The sequence below is a fragment of the Micromonospora sp. NPDC051196 genome (assembly GCF_040682415.1).
In the GTDB taxonomy this organism is placed as follows: Bacteria; Actinomycetota; Actinomycetes; order Mycobacteriales; family Micromonosporaceae; genus Micromonospora.
This window is the reverse complement of the sequence record NZ_JBFBAY010000001.1, coordinates 896,350-914,769: the sequence shown is the minus strand read 5'-3', so window position 1 is coordinate 914,769 and position 18,420 is coordinate 896,350. Positions and strand designations below refer to the sequence as shown.

Genomic DNA, 18,420 nt, shown 5'->3' with positions numbered 1-18,420 from the left:
TAACGAAACCAGCCGCGCGTCCGCAGCTCAGCTCGACGACGAGGGGGCCGCCTCCGCGACCTCGGCCTCCTCGCCGACACGGTGTGCGCGGACCTTGTGCCCGACGCTGGTCAGGCAACGCCCGCTAGGCAGGTCGAAGCGCCAGCCGTGCAGCTGGCAGGTCAACTGGTCGCCGTCGACGATGCCGAACCGGCTCAGGTCCGCCTTCAGGTGCGGGCAGCGGCGCTGCACCACCCAGTCGCCGATGGTGATGTCCTCGGCGTCGACGGCCCGCTCGTGCTCGTCGTACCAGCCCTCGGCGTACTGGAGACGCTCGCTGGACAGGCACTTGAAGAAGGCGTACACGAACTCGTTGTACTGGCCGATCCGGGCGGCGGAGAACCGGCAGGACAGGAAGAGCGAGTTGACCCAGTCCACCTCACCGATGTGCAGCAGGTGCTCGATCAGCGCCCGCTCGGTACGGAACCGGTACCGCACCTTCTCGTCGGCGTACGGGCGCACCTGCTTGCCCGGGAAGTCCACCACTATTGATTCAATGGTCTCCCCGCCTGAGCTGTCAGTGCCGACCAGGTCGAAGCGGACCGGCCCACCCACCCCCTTGGCCAGGTAGATCGACTCGTCGAGCAGCGGCTCGATGCGCTGCTTCAACTCCTTCAGCACGTCGATCTCCGGGTGCCGCCAGGAGGCCTTCTCCGCCTCGATGATCGGGCGCTTGCGCTCGCGCATCTCCTCCAGATGGGCCACCTTGTTGGCGAAGAACTCCTCCACCGGCTGCGGGTGGGTCGTCGTCGCGCCTTCGGTGGTGATCTCGGAGACGCTGCCGGGCAGCAGCACGATGCCGTTGGTGCCGCCGACCTTGGCGTACTCGGCCAGGAAGACCGACTGGTCGGGGAAGATGTTCCCCTCGTCGTCGAAGATGTCGTTGAACTGCCACAGCTCGTCGTCGAGGAAGCAGGGCGGGCCGGCGATCGGGAAGACGTGGTCGGCCTTCAGGTCGTCGATGTAGCGCCAGGTGCGGTCGAACTGCCGGTCCCGCTTCTGCTTGCCGAACGCGGTCTTCGCCGACTGCGGCAGCTCGTAGACCATCGGGTACCAGATCGCCCCGGAGAACTGAAGCATGTGCGCGTGCACGTGGCCCAGTTCGGCGAAGGTGCTCAGGTCGGTGGGGCGGGCGTCGTTCTGGTTGAGCAGCCGGACCCCGTCGTACTCCACCCACAGCGACGAGTCACCGATCGGGCCGTCGGTGGGGCTGGTCAACGCCTGAATCATGATCTTCAGGCCGCCGTCGAGCTCGACGACCTCCTCGTTGCGGGTCTTCAGGAACTTCGTGAAGCCCAGCTCGCGGAACTCGTCCTCCATCTCCGAGGTGGGGAACTCGGGCAGCAGCACGGTGGCCTTCTTCGACACGTACCGCTTGAGGTGCGCCGCGTCGAAGTGATCCCGGTGCAGGTGGGAGACGTACAAGTAGTCGACGTCGCCGAGGGTCTCCCAGTCGAGCAGGGAATTGTCCGGGAACGGGAACCAGGAGGCGAAGTAGGCCGGGTTGACCCACGGGTCGCACAGGATGCTGCCCGCGTTCGTGTCGATCCGCATGCTCGCGTGCCCGGTACCGGTCACTCGCACCGCAGTTCCCCCTCAAGAAGACAAATCAAGGCGTACGCCAAAACGCTACCGGAGGCAGTGTGCTCGCCGTCCCGCGACGCCGGTAGTCCCGTCCGGCCCGGCCAAGACAGGCCGATCGACCCGGGCGTTCGCCTGTCGACCGGCCGCTTTCGTGGCGGCCTGGCCGCCGGCGCCGGTGATCCACTTTTCTCTATCGGCCGGACCCTACGCCAGGGCCGACACGGGGCGTGCCAGACTAACCGGAGATCCGATCGCGAGGGAAGGACCGACCAGTGGCAGGAAGCGAGCCGGTAACGTCGCCAGACCAGCACAAGCCTGGGCACCGCAAGTCCGGGCGGATCGGCGCGATCCTCACCGCGGTCGCGCTGCTGGCGATGCTCTGCGGCAACCACGAGGGCAGGGTCGAGGACATCTGGCTGATCGGCCTGGCCGCGTTCCTGCTGCTCATCGTGCTCGGCGACATCGTGCTGCGCCGCAACGGTCTGCGTTCCTGACCCGGCCGCACCCCGGCGCGGCCAGCTCCGACGCTGGACCGTGCGACCTGACGACCAGGGGCCGAGACGTTCACCGTCCGGCAAACACGAGTTGGGCCCGCCTCCGATGATGCCGGAGGCGGGCCCAACTCGTCGGCGCCGGTCAGCGGCCGAAAAGAATGTCCTGCACGTTCTTCAGTGCGGCGTCGACCTCTGCCTCGAAGTAGCCACCCTGCACCAGCCCGAAGCGCAGCGTGTCCAGATCCTTCGGGTTCACCGGCATCGGATTACGCCCGGCCATCCCGCCGAGGAGGCTGTCGAAGAACCGGTCGACCTGGTCGGGGTCGTACCCGCTACCGAAGCGACGCGCCTGGAAACTGCGCCGGATCTGGTCCACCCGGTAAAGATCGCTGCCGGGAGGGCCGGCCATCGGCGGACCACCCATCGAGGGCCCGGCCATTGCCGGCGGTCCCGCCATCGACGGGCCGCCGAGTGCCTGTTGCGGCACTGCGGGCGGTCCTGCCGGACCGCGACGCGGGTCGCGATCCGGCATTCGGATCTCCGCAGTCATGTCGGGACGGGCACGTCGGCCCGCCTCGAAGCCGTCGAAGCGCGACTCGTCCGGAGGGCCGTAACCGCCCGGCCCATCGGGGGGACCGTAGCCACCCGGCCCATCGGGCGGACCGTAGCCGCCAGGCCCATCGGGGGGACCGTAGCCGCCGGGCCCGTCCGGCGGACCGTAGCCGCCCGGCCCGGCAGGCAGGCCGCGCGGCGGGGCACCATGACCCATCGGGCCGCCAGGGGGGCCCATTGGTGCGCCCGGTCCCATCGGCCCGCCCGGACCGCGCGGCGCGTCGTAACCGCCGCGGGGTGCGTCGTACCCGCCGGCGAAGGCGCCGGTGGGCTCGTCGTATCGACCGTACGGCCCGGCCTGCGCCGGCATCGACCGAGGCGGCATCGGCGGCTGCGGCATCGGAGACATGCCCCGGTCCTCCCGCATGGGCGGACCCATCCGGTCCGGCGGGCTCATCCGGGACTCGCCACCGGCCCGGCCCGCGCCACGCTCCTCCAGTTCGGCCAGCTGCCGCTCGACCCGGTCGAGGTGCAGGTCGACCTGCCACTCGTCGTAGCCGTTGAAGCGAACCCGGAAGACGACGTCGTGGACTTCCTGCGAGGCCACCGGGGCTCCCACCGGCTGGCCGGCGAGGGTCGCCTCGACCCGGTCCAGGAAGGCGTCCACCTCGTCAACCTTGTATCCCCGGCGGAGCGCCTTACGCCGGAAACGCTGACCCTGACTCGCCACTATGTCTCCTGGTCTCGTTCGCCACGCCCGGTCACGCCGACAGGTTTCCGGCCGGGTCGGTGCCCATGTCCTCCGCGGCGGCCAGCTGCCCACACGCCCCGTCGATCTCACGACCTCGGGTGTCCCGTACGGTGGTGGACACCCCGGCGTCGCGCAACCGCCGGACGAACTCCCGCTCCACCGGCTTCGGGCTGGCGTCCCAGCGGCTACCCGGAGTCGGATTGAGCGGGATCAGGTTCACGTGGGCCAGCTTGCCGGCCAGCAGCCGCCCGAGCAGATCGGCTCGCCACGGCTGGTCGTTCACGTCCTTGATCATCGCGTATTCGATCGACACACGACGCCCCGTGCGAGCCGCGTAGGCCCAGGCGGCGTCCAGCACCTCGGACACCTTCCAACGCTGGTTGACCGGCACAAGTTCGTCGCGAAGCTCATCATCGGGGGCATGCAGCGACAACGCAAGGGTCACCGAGAGGTCTTCGCTGGCCAGTCGGTGGATGGCCGGCACCAGGCCAACCGTGGAGACGGTGATGTGCCGCTGGGACAACCCGAGCCCCTCCGGCGCCGGTGCGACCAGCCGCCGGATCGCGGCCACCACCCGGTTGTAGTTCGCCAGCGGCTCGCCCATGCCCATGAAGACCACGTGTGACAACCGCGCCGGTGACCCCGCCACCGCACCGGAGGCGGCCACCCCGGCCAGATAGACGGCCTGGTCGACGATCTCGGCGGTGGAGAGGTTACGAGTCAGACCGGCCTGGCCGGTGGCACAGAACGGGCAGGCCATCCCGCAGCCAGCCTGGCTGGAGATGCAGACGGTCACCCGATCCGGGTATCCCATCAGCACGCTCTCCACCAGCGAACCGTCGTGCAGGCGCCAGAGCGCCTTGCGGGTCGCCCCGTCGTCGCACGCCAACTCGCGGACCGGATTGAGCAGCCGGGGCAGCAGCTGCTCGGCCAGCCGATCGCGGGACGCCGCCGGTAGGTCGGTCATCTGCGCCGGGTCGCGTACCAGCCGGCCGAAGTAGTGAGTGGAGATCTGCCGGGCCCGGAACGCCGGCTCACCCAAGCCGGTGACCAGGGCTTTCCGTCCGGACAGGTCGAGGTCGGCGAGATGTTGCGGTGGCATCGACGCCCGGCGCGCGCCGGGCGCGTCCGGGTCGACCGGGATCAGGGGCAGACTCGTCATGGCCCGTCCAGTCTGGCACGCCCGGCGTGAAACGCATCCGTCCGGAGGGTTCGGATCGGCTCCGCCCACGTACGCGACCAGGTCCGGCCGGCGTGATCCATGCCTCAGCTCACCGCCGGGACGAGGACCACGAGCAGGAGGTACGCCGTCGGCACGGCGAACAGGACCGAGTCGAGGCGATCCATCAGGCCGCCGTGCCCGGGCAGCAGATTGCTCATGTCCTTCACGCCGAGATCCCGCTTGATCATGGATTCGGCGAGATCACCGAGGACGGCGGCACCCGACACCGCCACCCCGAACACGGCACCCCACCATGGGGCCACGTCGAACAGCAGCCAGAGCAGCAGGGCGCTGCCCAGCGCCGCGGCACTGACCGATCCGACGAAACCCTCCCAGGACTTCTTGGGGCTGATCGTCGGCGCCATCGGATGCTTACCGAAGTTTGCGCCAGCGGCGTATCCGCCGGTGTCGGAGAGCACCACGGCGACCAGGGTCACCAACACCCGCAGCGGGCCGTCGTCGGGGGACGACGCGAGCAGGGCGGCGAAGCCGCCGAGGAAGGGCACGTACACCGCGATCAGCGTGGCGGCGGTCATGTCCCGCCGGAAGTTGGTCGTACCGTCCCCGAGCCGCCAGACGAGCGTGCCCGCGACCGTGACGAGCAGCCCCAGCAGGAGCGCGTCCAATCCACCGAACCAGCCGATGGTGACCGTCAGCACCCCACCGACGATCAGTGGTATCAGTGGCACCACGGCACCGGCACGCCGTACCGCACGGGACATCTCCCAGATGCCCACACCGAATGCGGCGGCGAGCACCAGAAGGAAGGAAGGCGTGTAGAGGAACAGCGGGAGCAGAACCACAGCGCCCAGACACACCCCGACCGAGATGGCCGCCGGCAGGTTCCGGCCGGCGCGGCTCGGTGCCGGCTGTTGACCGGGGCTCGCCGGTAGGCCGACGCTCGGCGCCGGTTGGCCAGGGCTCGCCGCCGGCTGCTGGCCGAAGCTGGTTGCTGGTTGCTGGTTGGCTGGTCGTCCGGCGCCGGCGCGGCGTCGGCCACGGTGGCGCTTTCCCGACGACGGCTCGTCCGGGTCCGGTTCATCGCCGGCGTGCACCGGGGCGAACTGGGCGGTCGGGGCGTCCTCGTGATCGAGGCCGATCCCGGCACGCACCCGCTCGATCTGCCCGGTCGGGGCGTCGTCGTGGTCGAGGAGGTCGGCACCGCCGCGTACCGCCTCGATCTGGGCCGTGGGGGCGTCCTCATGGCCGGGGACACCGAAGCCGGCGCCTGCCGGAGCACCCCGGTCGGTAGCTCCGCCGGCGTGCAGGTCGCCGGGCCAGGGGCCGGGAGCGAGGTCCGGGTCAGGCCAGGGCAGTTGGGTGGGCTGGTCCGGCCGATCCCAGCCACGGGCCTCGGCGCCACCGTAGGGGTCGAGGTGGGACATCACGCACCAGACGAGAGCGGGACGGAATCCACCACTTGACGCACAACCACTACCATCCCCTACCCGCGCGAGGCGCTCCGTCTGATTTTGCCGGCCGGTCGGTTGACCCGCTGGGTCACCGGGAATCGTGCCGAGCCTACTGCACCTGTCCGCCCCACAGCCCGCACCAGTACCCACCCGCACCCTCGACCCCCGCCGTGTTGGTCATGAGGTTGTCGCCACCACGGACAACGCGGTGACCACCTCAGGACCAACCTGACGGGGGCGGGGCAAGGTGGGTGGGGGGTGGGCGCAGGGCCCGGGAGCGGGTGGAGGGTCAGACCTCCAGGAGTTCGGTCTCCTTGTGCTTGACCAGTTCGTCGACGTGCGCGACGTAGCGCTGGGTGAGGTCGTCCAGTTCCTTTTCCGCGCGACGGCCGTCGTCCTCGCCGACCTCGCCGTCCTTGACGAGCCGGTCCAGCTCTTCCTTGCCCTTGCGGCGGATGTTGCGGATGGCGACCTTGGCTTCCTCACCCTTGTGGCGCGCGACCTTGATCATGTCGCGGCGGCGCTCCTCGGTCATCTGCGGAAGCAGGATGCGCAGCTGGTTGCCCTCGTTGTTCGGGTTGACCCCGAGGTCCGAGTCGCGGATCGCCTTTTCCATGGCATTGATCTGCGAGTTGTCGTACGGCTTGATGATGGCCATCCGCGGCTCGGGGATGGCCACCGACGCCATCTGGGTCAGCGGCGTCGGGCTGCCGTAGTAGTCGATGATGATCTTGGAGAACATGGCCGGAGTGGCACGGCCGGTGCGGATGGCACCGAACTCCTCCTTGGCGTGCTCGACCGCACGCTCCATCTTCTCCTCGGCCTCGAGGAGGGTGTCGTCGATCACCGCTCTCCTCGCCTCCTTCTTGTGCTCGTCGTGGGGCTTGTCGGGTCACCGGGACCGCCGAGGTCAGGTCGACGGTCGCTTCAGGTGGTGATCAGCGTGCCGATCTTGTCGCCGCCCACCGCCCGGACGATGGTGTCGTCTCCCTGCGCGCCGAAGACCAGCATCGGCAGGCCGTTCTCCATGCAGAGGCTGAAGGCTGCGGCATCGGCGACCCGCAGGTTGCGGCGCAGCACCTCGGAGAAGGTGATCGAGTCGAACTTGCTGGCGGTCGGGTCGACCCGCGGGTCGGCGCTGTACACCCCGTCCACGCCGTTCTTGCTCATCAGCACCACGTCCGCGTGGATCTCCAACGCGCGCTGGGCGGCCACCGTGTCCGTGGAGAAGTACGGCATGCCCGCCCCGGCGCCGAAGATGACCACCCGGCCCTTCTCCAGGTGCCGGATCGCGCGCAGCGGAATGTACGGCTCGGCGACCTGGGCCATCGTGATGGCACTCTGCACCCGGGTCTCGATGCCCTCCTTCTCCAGGAAGTCCTGCAACGCGAGGCAGTTCATCACGGTGCCGAGCATGCCCATGTAGTCCGCCCGGGCCCGGTCCATGCCCCGCTTCTGAAGCTCCGCGCCGCGGAAGAAGTTGCCGCCGCCCACCACCACGGAGACCTGCACCCCGCGCCGTACCACGGTGGCGATCTGCCGGGCGATGGCCTGTACGACGTCCGGGTCGACGCCGATCGCGCCACCGCCGAACACCTCACCGGAGAGCTTCAACACGACCCGACGGGAGCGGCCGGGCGGCGGTGCCGTCGGGTCCTCTGCCGCCAGCGTCCGGTCACTCACAACCTGCGTCATCCGCCCGTCCTTCCCCCACCGGTGCACCAGGTGCGTATCTGCCGCTGCCGACCTTATGGGACGAGGAGGCCGCGGTGCCTGTCGCGTACACCGGCGGCCTCCTCGTCGTGTCGTTGCTCAACCCACGGGCGCGACGCGCCCGGCGGCGGCTCAGGCCTGGCCGACCTCGAACCGCACGAAGCGGGTGATCTCGATGCCGGCCTCGGCCAGCACCTGCTTCACCGTCTTCTTGTTGTCGGTGACCGACGACTGCTCCAGCAGGACGAAGTCCTTGAAGAAGGAGTTCACCCGACCCTCGACGATCTTCGGCAGCGCCGCCTCGGGCTTGTTCTCCTCGCGGGCGGTCTGCTCGGCGATACGCCGCTCGGACTCGACGACCTCGGCCGGCACCTCGTTGCGGGTGAGGTACTGCGGGCGCATCGCGGCGATCTGCATGGCCGCACCACGGGCGTCGGCGTCGCCGGCCTCGTCGGTCTTGCCGGTGTACTGCACCATCACGCCGACCGCCGGGGGCAGGTCCTGGGCCTTGCGGTGCAGGTAGACCGCGACCGTGCCGTCGAGCTTGGCGAAGCGGTTCAGCACCAGCTTCTCGCCGATCTTGGCGGACTGCTCCTGGACCAGGTCGGCGACCGGACGGCCGTCGATCTCGCTGGCCAGCAGCTCCTCGGCGTTGCTCACGCCGGAACGCTCACCGTGCTCGACCAACTGCTGGGCCAGGGCGATGAAGGCGTCGTTCTTGGCGACGAAGTCGGTCTCGCAGTTGAGCTCGAGCATGGCCTGGCCGGCGTGGGCGATCAGCCCGTTGGCGGCGGTACGACCGGCCCGCTTGCCGACATCCTTGGCGCCCTTGACGCGCAGGATCTCGACGGCCTTGTCGAAGTCGCCCTCGGCCTCGGTCAGGGCCTTCTTGCTGTCCATCATGCCGGCGCCGGTCAGGTCGCGGAGCTTCTTGACGTCCGCGGCGGTGATCTGGGACATGGCTCTCTCTTCGGTGTTGAGATTGCGATGGGATGGTCTGAGGTGCCGGTTACCCGGATTCGGGCAGTTCGTGCCGACCTGGTCGCCGCCGGTCACCATCAGCAAACCGACGGTGACCGGACGGCGGCGGGATCACTGACCGGAAACGGCCGCCGGCTGCTCGGCGGGAGCCTGCTCGGCCGGGGCCGGCTCGGCCGCGGGCTCCTCGTCGGCCTTCTTGGGCTCCTCGAGCAGCTCGCGCTCCCACTCGGCCAGCGGCTCGTCGGTGGCGACACCCGCCTCCGGCTTCTCGTCGCCACCACGGCGACGGCCGGAACGGGCGATCAGGCCGTCGGCGACGGCGGCGGCCACGACCCTGGTCAGCAGCTCGGCCGAACGGATCGCGTCGTCGTTACCCGGGATCGGGAAGTCGACCTCGTCCGGGTCGCAGTTGGTGTCGAGCACGGCGATCACCGGGATGCCCAGCTTGCGGGCCTCGTCGACGGCGATGTGCTCCTTCTTGGTGTCGACGATCCAGACCGCGGCCGGGAGCTTCTGCATGTCCCGCAGACCACCGAGGGTCTTGGTGAGCTTGATCTTCTCGCGGGAGAGCTGCAGGGTCTCCTTCTTGGTGTAGCCGGCGGCGGTGCCGCTGAGGTCACCGAGGGCCTCCAGCTCCTTCATCCGCTGCAGCCGCTTGTACACCGTCTGGAAGTTGGTCAGCATGCCGCCGAGCCAGCGGTGGTTGACGTACGGCTGGCCGACCCGGGTCGCCTGCTCGGCGATCGCCTCCTGGGCCTGCTTCTTGGTGCCGACGAACAGGATGCTGCCGCCCTCGGCCACCGTGTTACGCACGAACTCGTACGCCTTCTCGATGTAGTCGAGGGTCTGGCGCAGGTCGATGATGTAGATGCCATTGCGCTCGGTGAAGATGAAGCGCTTCATCTTCGGGTTCCAGCGCCGGGTCTGGTGCCCGAAGTGAACACCACTTTCCAGCAGCTGACGCATGGTCACGACGGCCATGGTTCGTACTCCTTGGGGTCCCTGGTTGTCCGCTCGGCCGGCGGCCGAGTGGCCTGGTGCCCGGTCGTCGGCCAGGATGGGCCCGACAGGATCGGGACCAGGGAGGCCGCCGCCGCACGACGGTTCGTGAGGAGGGCACGCGAGGTCGACCGCGCGAGGCGGTCGCCAGTCGACCAGTGTACGCCCCTTCCCCACCGCCCGACCTCCGGGTGCAAGGAAGGGCACCCTATCAACGCCGCGTGTAGAGGAAGGGCCTCTCTTAACAACTGCCGAGCGACGCCGGCGAGCGTTCGGCCGGCGGCGAGCGGCGTGCGGGCGGTTCAGCCGGCGGCCAGCGCCGCAGCGAGGAAGAGCGCCAACCCGACGGTCAGATAGGCCGTCGGCGGTCGTAGCCAGCCACGCGCCCCATCTGTCAGCGAGAACCCGGTGGTCCGCAGCCCGTACAGACCGGTCGCGAAGATCGGCAGGCCGGCCACCAGGAAGGTGCCCACCAGCACGTCAGCGGCGGACACCGGGTCCGCGGTCACCCCGTGCAGCAACACCCTCAGCGCCGGCACCTCGAAGATCACAACCAGCACGGCGAACAGTACGGCGAGCACCGGCCGGCGGGTTCGGTAGACGCCGTCACCGCTCGGCTGCGCTGCCGGTACACCCGACGCCGGATACCCGACCTCACCGGCGGCCGGCTGGTAGCCGGCGTCCCCAGCCGTCTGCGGGTACCCGGCCTCCCCGCCCGGCAGGTCCCGGGGCACCACCGGCGGCATCGGCCCGGTCGGCTGCTCAAGGGGACTCACCGTCTCTGTCCCCCGCTTGGCCTCCACGATCGGGTAACCGGCCAGCGGCGCGGACCGGGCCGGCTCGCCCACCTGCGGCGCGAACGAGGCCGGTTCGCCCACCTGCGGCGTGAACGAGGCCGGCTCGCCCACCAGCGGCGCGGCATGTGTCGGGTCACTCAGCAGCGGATCTCCGCCGGCCGGTGAACCCTCCTCTCGGGCGGCGCGTCGACCCGGACGTTCGGTGGGCAACTCACCGGAGATGTCCGGGTCGGTCGATTCGGCCCGTCGGGCGCGCGAGGCCCGGTAGCGCTCGGGCTCGGCGGGGGCGTCGGCGAGCAGGTCCCCGCCGAAGCGCCGCGTCGAGGTGTCGTACCGGTCGTCGTCGACCCGTTGTTCGGGGAGCACCGGCGACGGCTCGTCGCCGAGGTACCGCGCCTCCGCTGTGCCACGCCAGTCCGGGTCGCCGTAACCGCGGTCGCGATCGCCTGGATACCAGCGCGACTCCTGATCATCGGCAAAGCTACGTCGTCCGTCCACGCCCGGCACCGTATGCGACCGACCAGCCGACCGCCATTCCGCCCCGGCCCTGGCCAGCGGCGGGAAGGGCAATTCGACCAGGTACGCAGAGTAACGACCGGATTCGTCACCCCGATCGCCTTAGCACACCGAGGGCATGATCGTCCGTCTGTCCACAGCACCTCCGGTCGTCCACAGGCCGCCCCGGTGGGGGCACCTCGACGCACCCGATACCGGCAGGGTGCCGGTCATGACCAAGCGGAACCAGGCGGTCGGCGAGTACGGGGAGCGATGTGCCGTCCGACACCTGATCGAGGCAGGGCTGCGCCCGGTGGCCCGGAACTGGCGCTGCCCCTCCGGAGAGATCGACATCATTGCCTGGGACGGTCCGGTGCTCGCCATCTGCGAGGTGAAGACCCGCCGCAACCGCGATTTCGGCACCCCGGCCGAGGCGGTGGTGGGGCGCAAGGCACGCCGCCTGCGTCGGCTCGCCGCCGCGTGGTTGGCGGCAACCGGCACCACCGCCGACGAGATCCGCTTCGACGTCGTCTCGGTCCTGCTGCCGCGCGCCGGCCGGGCCCACGTCGAGCACCTCAAGGGAGCCTTCTGATGAGCTACGCCCGGGTGCTCTGTGTCGGCCTGGTCGGCGTCACCGGTCACCTGGTGGAGGTCGAGGCGGATCTCGCGCCGGGCCTGCCCGGTGTGGTCATCTCCGGGCTGCCGGACACCGCGCTGCACGAGGCTCGTGACCGGGTCCGCGCCGCGGTGGTCAACTCGGGCCAGCACTGGCCGAACCGCCGGATCACCCTCAACCTGCTGCCGGCCACCCTGCCCAAGTTCGGCTCGGCATTCGACCTCGCGATCGCGGTGGCGCTGCTCGGTGGCTCCGGCGAGTTGCCGCTGGCACCGCTGGACGGCGTGGTGATCCTGGGCGAACTGGGCCTGGACGGGACGGTCCGCCCGGTGCGGGGCGTACTGCCGATGGTGGCCGCGGCAGCGCGGGCCGGTGTCGCGCGGGTGATCGTTCCGGCTGCCAACAGTGCGGAGGCCGCCGTGGTGCCCGGGCTGCGGGTACGCGGCGTGGACACCCTGCACCGGCTGATCGCGTTCGTCCGCGACGGTGCGCCGCTGATCGAGCCGCCGACCCACGTATCGCCACCGGCCACGTCCGGTCCCGACCTGGTTGAGGTGGCCGGGCAAGGGCTCGGCCGACGCGCCTTGGAGGTGGCTGCCGCCGGCGGCCACCACCTGGCGCTGATCGGTCCACCGGGAGCCGGCAAGACGATGCTCGCCGAACGTCTGCCGTCGATCCTGCCGGAGCTGGACGACGACGCCGCGCTGGAGGTGACCGCGCTGCACTCGATCGCCGGGCTGTTGCCGGCGGAGGGTGGGCTGCTCCGCCGCCCGCCGTTCCAGGCACCGCACCACACCGCGACCATCCCCTCAATCGTCGGCGGCGGGGCAGGTCTGGCCCGGCCCGGCGCGATCTCCCTGGCCCACCGTGGGGTCCTCTTTCTCGACGAGGCTCCGGAGTTCAGCCGCGCCGCCCTGGAGGCGTTACGCCAACCCCTGGAGCGCGGCCGGGTGCTGTTGGCCCGCAGCCGGGGCGGCGCCGAGTATCCGGCCCAGGCCCAGTTGGTGATCGCAGCCAATCCGTGCCCGTGCGCCAACCCGGCCGGCGACGACCGTTGCGAGTGTCCGCCGCAGGCCCGCCGCCGCTACCTGGGCCGGCTCTCCGGTCCGCTGCTCGACCGAATCGACCTACAGGTACGACTGCTGCCGATGCGCGCCGCCGAGTTGCTGGAGCCGGGCACGCAGGAGTCCTCCGCGGTGGTGGCGGCCCGGGTGGTCGCCGCCCGCACGGCGGCGGCGAGCCGCTGGTCGGCGTTGGGCCGCCGACTCAACGCCGAAGTGCCCGGCCCGCAGCTGCGCCGGCCGCCGTGGCAGTTGCCGGCTTCGGACACCGCCGAGCTACGGGCCCGGCTCGACTCGGGGTCGCTCTCCGCCCGCGGCTTCGACCGGGTCATCCGGCTCGCCTGGACGATCGCCGACCTCGACGGGCGAGCACGCCCGGACCGGCACGACGTCGGCGAGGCCATCCACCTCAGGACAGGAGAGGGCACATGAGCACGTACGACGAGACAACGCTGGCCCGGGTGGCGTTGACCTGGCTGGCCGAGCCGGGAACCCGATCGGTGTACGGGCTGGTCGCCGAACTCGGTCCGGTGGCCGCTCTGGACCTGCTGCTCGACGGCGGAGCACCGCAGGAGGAGCTGCGCGACAGCGTGGCGGCGCGCAGCCGGGCCGGGGACGCCCGGGCCATCGCCGCCGAGGCACTCGAACGCGGCGAACGGCTCGGCGCCCGCGTCGTGGTGCCCGGCGACGACGATTGGCCCGACACGGTCGAGCAGCTACGCAACCTTCGCCTGTCGGACGCGCGCCGTCGGGTCGACCGGGAGACCGCCCCGCCGCTCTGCTTCTGGGTACGCGGGCCGTGGCCGCTGGCCGAGACACTGGATCGGTCGGTGGCCGTGGTGGGGGCACGGGCCGCCACTCCGTACGGTCTGCATGTCGCCCGGGACCTGGGCTACGGTCTGGCGGAACGGGGCTGGACGGTCGTCTCCGGTGGCGCGTTCGGCATCGATGCCGCCGCACACCGGGGCGCGCTGAGCGCGGGTGGCCGGACCGTCGCGGTGCTCGCCTGCGGCGTGGACCGCCCCTATCCGATGGGCAACACGGCGTTGTTCGACCGGATCGCCGATTCCGGCCTGCTGGTGAGCGAATGGCCGCCGGCCGCCGAGCCGCTTCGTCCCCGTTTCCTGATCCGCAACCGGGTGATCGCAGCCGGCACGAAGGGCACCGTGCTGGTGGAGGCGGCGGCACGCAGCGGCGCGACCCAGACCACCAGGCGAGCCCTCGCCCTGAACCGGCCGGCGATGGTGGTGCCCGGTCCGGTCACCTCGGCGATGTCCGTCGGCGCACACGAGATGCTGCGCGAGGAACCGCAGACTCGCCTGGTGACCGGTCTCGCCCAGGTGCTTGAGGAGGTGGGCCGGATCGGTGAGCTGGCCCCGGTGCCACGCGGCCCGGACCGACCCACCGACGTGATCGACGACGACGCGAGGGCCATCGTGGAGGCGATGCCCCGGCGGGGCACGATCGGCGTGGACGACCTCGCGACGCGAGCCGGCCTGGCCGTACGAACGGTGCTGCGCAAGATGTCCCTGCTGGAGGAGTTGGCTCTGGTGGTACGCCGCAGCGACGGCTACGCACTGGTCCCACCACGCCGTCCCGACTGAGCTGTCCACCCGGCAGGCCACGCGGTTGAGCTGCACTACCGGTGCGCGGCAGGTTCGCGGGCGCCACCGCGCGGCGTTCGGCGGAACGCTTGCCTTGATGATCACGGCGTTCAACTTCGTCATGCAGTCTGACGCCTGAAGCCCCGGATTCCGGGCGATCCCTGGCAAAGGATAAGAGGTGGCAGAAAAGTTGCGTGAAGGGTGGGTAGTTGATCAGAACGTGGGTGAAGCCGGGGCCAGAGATGAACTCCGGCCCCGGCTCCCGGAGCTAGGAGCGGCCCGTCCGGGTCCGCCGCTTGCGGATCGCCACGGTGATGGCACCGATGGCGGCCAGTACGATCCCGCTGATCGCGGTGATGCCCGCCGGGGCCACGTTGGCGAGATCAGGGCTGATCTTGACCACGTAAACCACGGCCGCGATACCCAGACCCGCCACGACCAGCAGCCCCGCGAGCTGGGCATTGTCCGTGTTGTTCGTCGCGTTGGGCTGGAACTTGGTAGGTGCAAGGGCTACCTTGTTGTTGGGTTCCATGCGCTCTCCTCTCTGTCACCGCATGACGTTGTGAGGCGCGACCCGTCAAGGCGGCCCCGGGGACGGCCATCCCCGGGAACCCGCCGCCTTGATTTCGAGCCACAGGCCGCGCCGTTCAGTAGCTAGACACTACCGAGACGCCGGACAGGGCTCCGCGAGCCGCGCGGGTGGTACACCGCCGCGTGGTGGGCGTACCACCCGATTCGGATCAGACGGCTCCCCACCCCAGGTCTGGGCAGGGCTGAAGAGACAACCGCTCACATCTGGCCAGTTCATGGCCTGTGTCGGTTGATCGCGCCGTCCACATCTGACGTTAAGGCCAGGGTTCTCCGTCGTCGCGTGAATGGTGGGGCCAACACGACCGCTGGACAAACACGCCCGTGTGGGCTACACGGAGTCAGTCGCTACCAGAGAGTCATACCCACTGGTCACGTCAATCTGAAGCCGTCTCCGGGTCGACACCTGCGGGGATGAGGGGCCGTCCAACGCAGCGGACAGGGCATTCCACCTTCGGTTGAGGAGGGCCACTTTCTCCCGGGGATGAAGTTGCTGCCCGCCTGCATGATGAGCAGCGCTCCGATGTCGAGAAGATTCACTTACTCCACCGACACCAGCGTGCTGAGGATGCGCCGTTTACAAAAGACATGGTCACCGCTTGCCGAAGATGTCCTGCTGGAAACGGGCAACCGATGTCCATCCGGGGCCACTTCACGTAGGGCTCCCTTCGGAACCAGCCGAGAAACGTCATCGGAGTTGTGTGAAGGCTGTTGCTGTTCTGCTCCGGACGACCCCAGCCGCCCGCCCATAAGGCCCGGCACGGTCGAAGAACTCCGCAAGCTTCGGCTCTCCGACGCGCGCCGCCGGGTCGACCGGGAGACCGCCCCACCGCTCTGCTTCTGGGTACGCGGACCGTGGCCGCTGGCCGAGGCGCTGGACCGGTCCGTGGCCGTGGTGGGGGCACGAGCCGCCACGCCGTACGGTCTGCACGTCGCCCGGGAACTGGGCTACGGCCTGGCCGACCGGGACTGGACGGTCGTCTCCGGCGGCGACGGGGGTTCTGTATCCAGTGGTCGTTGTTGCAGGCTGGACAGCACATTGTGGCGTTCCGGTTCCTGTGGATGACCAGTGGCACCCTGACGCCTGTGAGGCGGCCGTCAACCAACGGCGGTGGTCGTGGGTCGACTCCTGCCGGTACCACTCCCGGTGCTGATTCCCGGCCGTCCGCCAGACGCACGAAGGGCCCGCGTGAGCGGGCCCTAAGGCGGCTGCGGGATCCCCGAGAGGGCCTCCTTCACGAACCAGGCTAGCAGCCGTTTGTGCGTCACACACAAACTTCGCGTATCCGACCACTTAACTGGCTGCCCTGCTGGCAAAGCACCCCGCACTGGCCTGCGGAAATTTCGTTACAGGGCCAGGTGAAGCGACGGTGTGTGGTCACCGGCACCCGATTATGTTATGGAACAGGGTCATCGCGCCGCCGGCGGCCGCGCCGCCGGCGAGGACGGCGGCGGCCGGCGGTCGCCCGGCCAGGTAGATCAGAACACCGGCCGCCACGCCGGTCAGGACGGCGAGCAGGAGCACCACGGCGGCGCGCACACTCAGCAACGGCTCGGTGTCGCGCGGCCCGGTCGACAGGTCAGCCACGGTGGTCACCTGCACCAGCAGCGGTGAGGCGGGCGGAGATCCGCTCGCCCTCGCGCTTCAGCTTGCGCTGCACTCGCATGCCGAACTGCTCGTCCCGGCCGCTCATCCTCGCGGCCACTCGCCAGGAGGCGTCGGGGTTCTGCGCGAACGCCGCCGCGACGGCTCGTTCGTCGTCGTTGAGCCGGCTCAGCACCCGGCCGATGCGCGGATCGTCCCATCCGCCGACGTCGGCGAGGACCTGCTGCTCCACCGCCTCCACACCCGGGATGACGTCGATCAGGGGGAACGGTTCGGCCATAGGGTTCAGGAGAACCGGCTTGTCGAGCGAGTCGATCAGCCGGCCCTTGATTTGCCGTTCCCAGATCGGCCGGTGCACTTCGTGCTGCTCATTGACCCGTAGCCGCATCACGGTCGGGAAGTCCGTCTCGTTGGTGTCCAGCCAGTCGTCGTCGAGCAGTGCCGCCACGGTCGCGTCGATCCGGGTCTGAGGCATGCTGCGGAAGCCCAGCCACATCATTCCGAACTCGACGACCGCCGCCTGGGAGTCCGGCTTCCGGAGGATGGTCTCACGCGTGCGCAGCGCTGCGGCGTACGCCTGGCTTGCCATCGTCCGGTCCGGGCCCTGCAACTCGGCGATCCGCCGCCAGTCGCGGAACAGGTCGCCCAGCACGTCAGGCATGGACCACAGGTCACGCGTCCGGGACATGACCTGCAGGTAGTTTTGTGTGCGGAAGGCCTCTAATGCGGTCAGAGAGGGCATGACGTCAGCCATCGTGGCCAACTGGGAGGTCATGCCTGCCACGAGGCTGTGGATCTGGGCGGACGACGACAGCGCGAAGGTGAACTGCGGCCCGTTCTGGATGGAGGCGAGCACGTTCGTCGCGGGTGAGGTCAGCTGCTCGCGGGCGACCTCGACGGCCCGCATCGCGGCGGGGGCGGTGGCGATCTCGACGGCGCGGGACGTCGCCGGCGCGGCGGCAATCTCCATGGCTTGCATCGCGGTGGGTTGGTTGGCGATCTCGGCGACCCGCGCCACCGCACCCGACGCGGACATCACGCTCTTGATCGTCTTCTCGTGTCGGGCGAGCAGCCGCGAAGCGGCCACGATCGCCTTGATCTCGGCCGAACTGACACGGGTGAACTCCCGGCGGGCGACCGACTGCCGCGCCGGCAGCAACCGGATGTCGTTCTTCTCCGCGGTACCGGTCGGGATGCTACTCGGCGCTGGCTCGTGGCTCTGCCGATCCCCGGCCAGGCTACTCGGGTCGTGGTCGTGCGCGGTCATGGTTGCTCGTACTCCTCGTCGGGCTGGTACTGGACTCTCTATCTCTCAGCCGCGAGACCGGCCCGAACTCGCAAAAAATCTTGGCCAAGCTCCCCAACTTCTTTCGAGCGGGTCGCTGAGCAGGGCAAACATGCTGGTCAGCTTCGGCGGTCGCTCTTCATGTGCTCGCACCCGCCGTCGCGGGTCTCTGTGAAGGACCCACCCGTCGGCAGGGCAATCATGCTCCAACACGTGCCAGCGGTGTCGTACTGGATGGTGGTGTACGAGGCGAGGTCCAGGTGCCGCCGTGGCGCTTAAGCACGACGGGCGCCGATCCCGTAGCCCTTGGCGGCCCCGCCGACGCTGATCTTCCGGAATTGCCGCGCTGGCACGGCTCGCACATATGGTCGTCGACCTGGCCGACCAGCAGCGGACCCCGGCGCAGGGACAGCCGCTAGAACTCGGCAGCCGGCCGCGTGCTTGATCATCGTTGACGGCACCGGCGCCGCGGGCCATGTTCAGCGCGCGGTCCAGGAGGTCGGCCTCCCGCCATCCGTCCTCGGCCCCTCGGCGTCGCGGCGCCGGCACACCGCCCGCGTCGCCGCCAGCCGGTTCAGGTCCGCGTGCCACGTCTTCACGAACACCGTGGTCACCGCGGCG

At 69.9% G+C, this 18,420-nt stretch carries 15 protein-coding genes and 2 pseudogenes; 5 read left to right on the top strand and 12 right to left on the bottom strand.

Annotation, left to right across the window (positions count from 1 at the left end; translation table 11 throughout):
• Positions 1-27: 27 nt before the first annotated feature.
• The gene (locus AB0M35_RS04220; RefSeq protein WP_363741188.1) at positions 28-1,623 is read right to left on the bottom strand and encodes a Rieske 2Fe-2S domain-containing protein; all 1,596 of its coding nucleotides are present in this window, start codon (positions 1,621-1,623) and stop codon (positions 28-30) included.
• Between the two features lie 272 nt (positions 1,624-1,895).
• Between AB0M35_RS04220 and AB0M35_RS04215 the strand changes: the two genes are divergently transcribed.
• Positions 1,896-2,117 (top strand): DUF2631 domain-containing protein, encoded by a 222-nt coding sequence (locus tag AB0M35_RS04215; RefSeq protein ID WP_363741186.1) that lies wholly within the window; start codon positions 1,896-1,898, stop codon positions 2,115-2,117.
• Between the two features lie 142 nt (positions 2,118-2,259).
• On the opposite strand, the gene AB0M35_RS04210 is transcribed toward AB0M35_RS04215, so the two are convergent.
• The 8 genes and pseudogenes from AB0M35_RS04210 to AB0M35_RS04175 form a co-directional block, all read right to left on the bottom strand.
• Positions 2,260-3,399, bottom strand: a complete 1,140-nt coding sequence (locus AB0M35_RS04210) for a DivIVA domain-containing protein (protein WP_363741185.1) — start codon at positions 3,397-3,399, stop codon at positions 2,260-2,262.
• Between the two features lie 31 nt (positions 3,400-3,430).
• Positions 3,431-4,582 (bottom strand): 23S rRNA (adenine(2503)-C(2))-methyltransferase RlmN, encoded by a 1,152-nt coding sequence (gene rlmN / locus AB0M35_RS04205; RefSeq protein ID WP_363741184.1) that lies wholly within the window; start codon positions 4,580-4,582, stop codon positions 3,431-3,433.
• A 104-nt stretch (positions 4,583-4,686) separates the two neighbouring features.
• Positions 4,687-6,027 carry a phosphatidate cytidylyltransferase gene (locus tag AB0M35_RS04200; protein ID WP_363741916.1) on the bottom strand — a complete coding sequence of 447 codons (1,341 nt, stop codon included), beginning with the start codon at positions 6,025-6,027 and terminating at the stop codon, positions 4,687-4,689.
• A gap of 316 nt (positions 6,028-6,343) precedes the next feature.
• On the bottom strand, positions 6,344-6,901 hold the full coding sequence (gene frr, locus AB0M35_RS04195) for a ribosome recycling factor (protein ID WP_013732119.1): 558 nt from the start codon (positions 6,899-6,901) through the stop codon (positions 6,344-6,346).
• A gap of 80 nt (positions 6,902-6,981) precedes the next feature.
• Positions 6,982-7,749: a UMP kinase gene (gene pyrH / locus AB0M35_RS04190; protein ID WP_363741181.1), complete on the bottom strand. Its 768-nt coding sequence runs from the start codon at positions 7,747-7,749 to the stop codon at positions 6,982-6,984.
• A gap of 150 nt (positions 7,750-7,899) precedes the next feature.
• Positions 7,900-8,727, bottom strand: coding sequence for a translation elongation factor Ts (gene tsf / locus AB0M35_RS04185; RefSeq protein WP_363741179.1), 828 nt, complete (start codon positions 8,725-8,727; stop codon positions 7,900-7,902).
• A gap of 132 nt (positions 8,728-8,859) precedes the next feature.
• Positions 8,860-9,729, bottom strand: coding sequence for a 30S ribosomal protein S2 (gene rpsB / locus AB0M35_RS04180; protein ID WP_363741176.1), 870 nt, complete (start codon positions 9,727-9,729; stop codon positions 8,860-8,862).
• A gap of 320 nt (positions 9,730-10,049) precedes the next feature.
• Positions 10,050-11,079, bottom strand: a pseudogene (locus AB0M35_RS04175) (hypothetical protein).
• A gap of 192 nt (positions 11,080-11,271) precedes the next feature.
• On the opposite strand from AB0M35_RS04175, the gene AB0M35_RS04170 reads away from it, so the two are divergent.
• Genes AB0M35_RS04170 through dprA form a run of 3 tightly spaced genes read left to right on the top strand, consistent with a single transcriptional unit; the run spans position 11,272 to position 14,320 of the window.
• Positions 11,272-11,631, top strand: a complete 360-nt coding sequence (locus tag AB0M35_RS04170; protein WP_363741174.1) for a YraN family protein — start codon at positions 11,272-11,274, stop codon at positions 11,629-11,631.
• Positions 11,631-13,148 carry a YifB family Mg chelatase-like AAA ATPase gene (locus tag AB0M35_RS04165; RefSeq protein WP_363741173.1) on the top strand — a complete coding sequence of 506 codons (1,518 nt, stop codon included), beginning with the start codon at positions 11,631-11,633 and terminating at the stop codon, positions 13,146-13,148. The genes AB0M35_RS04170 and AB0M35_RS04165 overlap by 1 nt, the downstream gene beginning before the upstream one ends.
• The gene (gene dprA / locus AB0M35_RS04160; RefSeq protein WP_363741171.1) at positions 13,145-14,320 is read left to right on the top strand and encodes a DNA-processing protein DprA; all 1,176 of its coding nucleotides are present in this window, start codon (positions 13,145-13,147) and stop codon (positions 14,318-14,320) included. The genes AB0M35_RS04165 and dprA overlap by 4 nt, the downstream gene beginning before the upstream one ends.
• A gap of 268 nt (positions 14,321-14,588) precedes the next feature.
• On the opposite strand, the gene AB0M35_RS04155 is transcribed toward dprA, so the two are convergent.
• The gene (locus AB0M35_RS04155) at positions 14,589-14,852 is read right to left on the bottom strand and encodes a hypothetical protein (RefSeq protein ID WP_363741168.1); all 264 of its coding nucleotides are present in this window, start codon (positions 14,850-14,852) and stop codon (positions 14,589-14,591) included.
• An 819-nt stretch (positions 14,853-15,671) separates the two neighbouring features.
• On the opposite strand from AB0M35_RS04155, the pseudogene AB0M35_RS04150 reads away from it, so the two are divergent.
• Positions 15,672-15,899, top strand: a pseudogene (locus AB0M35_RS04150) (DNA-processing protein DprA); the annotation flags it as partial.
• 387 nt (positions 15,900-16,286) lie between these two features.
• On the opposite strand, the gene AB0M35_RS04145 reads toward AB0M35_RS04150, so the two are convergent.
• Entirely contained in the window at positions 16,287-16,496 is a 210-nt protein-coding gene (locus tag AB0M35_RS04145; RefSeq protein WP_363741166.1) for a hypothetical protein, read from the bottom strand.
• Complete coding sequence (locus tag AB0M35_RS04140; RefSeq protein WP_363741164.1) at positions 16,489-17,781, bottom strand: hypothetical protein; 1,293 nt, start codon at positions 17,779-17,781, stop codon at positions 16,489-16,491. The genes AB0M35_RS04145 and AB0M35_RS04140 overlap by 8 nt, the downstream gene beginning before the upstream one ends.
• Positions 17,782-18,420: the final 639 nt, after the last annotated feature.